Here is a 1,534-nt window from a genome sequence, read left to right as displayed (position 1 = left end):
GCCCCGACCCCGGGTCCGGCCGGACCGGCCGCCCCGACCCCGGGTCCGGCCGGACCGGCCGCCCCGACCCCGGGTCCGGCCGGACCGGCCGCCCCGACCCCGGGTCCGGCCGGACCGGGCGCCCCGACCCCGGGTCCGGCCGGACCGGGCGCCTCGACGGAAGGCCCGGCGACGCCGTGGGCACTTCCCCGGCTGGTGGTCGCCGCGCCCGGCAGCGGGCACGGCAAGACCACGGTCGCCACCGGGCTGCTCGCCGCGCTGCGCCGCCGCGGCCTGGCGGTGAGCCCGCACAAGGTCGGCCCGGACTACATCGACCCCGGTTACCACGCGCTCGCCGCCGGCCGCCCGGGCCGCAACCTCGACCCCTGGCTGGTCGGCGAGGAGCGGATCGCCCCGCTGCTACGGCACGGGGCGAGCACGCCGACGCCGGCCGACGTCGCCGTGGTGGAGGGCGTGATGGGGCTGCACGACGGCGCTGTCGGCCGGCGTGGCTACGCCTCCACGGCGCACGTCGCCCGGCTGATCGACGCGCCGGTGCTGCTGGTGCTGGACACCACCGCGCAGGGCCGCTCGGCCGCCGCGCTGGCGCTGGGCATGGCCGCCTTCGACCCGGCCGTGCGCATCGGCGGGGTGATCCTCAACCGGGTCGGCTCGCCCCGGCACGAGCGGCTGCTACGCGACGCGCTCGCCGAGGTGGGCGTACCGGTGCTCGGGGCGGTCGCCCGCGCCACCGAGGTCGCCGCCCCGTCGCGGCACCTCGGGCTGGTGCCGGTCGCCGAGCGGGCACCGGAGTCGGTGGCCGTCGTCAGCGCGCTCGCCGAGCTCGTCGAGGCGACCGTCGACCTCGACGCGGTACTGGAGCTGGCCGGTACCGCCCCGCCGCTGACCGTGCCCGCCTGGGATCCGGCCGTCGCCGTCGGCGGCCCGACCGGGCTGCGTCCGGTGGTGGCGGTCGCCGGTGGCCCCGCCTTCACCTTCTCGTACGCCGAGACCACCGAGCTGCTCGCCGCGGCCGGGGCCCGCGTCGCCGTCTTCGATCCGCTGCACGACCCGGCGCTGCCCGCCGATACCGGCGCGGTGGTGATCGGCGGCGGCTTCCCCGAGGCGTACGCGGAGCAGCTCGCCGCGAACACGTCGCTCCGCGCCGAGCTGGCCGGCTTCCCCGGCCCGGTGGTCGCCGAGTGCGCGGGGCTGCTCTACCTCGGCCGGGCCCTGGACGGGGTGCCGATGTGCGGGCGGCTCGACCTCACCGCGCGGATGACCGGCCGGCTCACCCTCGGCTACCGCGCGGCGGTCGCCGCCGTCGATTCGCCGCTCGCCGCGGCCGGCCAACCGGTGCACGGGCACGAGTTCCACCGTACGGTCACCGACCCCGGGCACGGGGACCGGCCGGCGTGGCGCTGGGACGACGTCGCGCACGGCTTCGTGGACGGCCGCGTGCACGCCTCCTACCTGCACACCCACTGGGCGGGTCACCCCGGGGCCGCCCGGCGCCTGGTCGAGGCCGCCGCCCACTGACCCCCCACCCCCACAC

The 1,534-nt window shown here is 79.3% G+C and carries 1 protein-coding gene; it reads left to right on the top strand.

Annotated features, from left to right (window positions below; genetic code table 11):
• The first annotated feature begins 195 nt into the window (after nucleotides 1-195).
• Entirely contained in the window at nucleotides 196-1,518 is a 1,323-nt protein-coding gene (locus E1211_RS32000; protein WP_132353969.1) for a cobyrinate a,c-diamide synthase, read from the top strand.
• The last annotated feature ends 16 nt before the right edge of the window (nucleotides 1,519-1,534 follow it).

The sequence above is a fragment of the Micromonospora sp. 15K316 genome (assembly GCF_004348525.1).
Lineage (GTDB): Bacteria > Actinomycetota > Actinomycetes > Mycobacteriales > Micromonosporaceae > Micromonospora.
The sequence above is the reverse complement of the archived record's forward strand: the minus strand, read 5'-3'. Positions and strand labels throughout refer to the sequence as shown.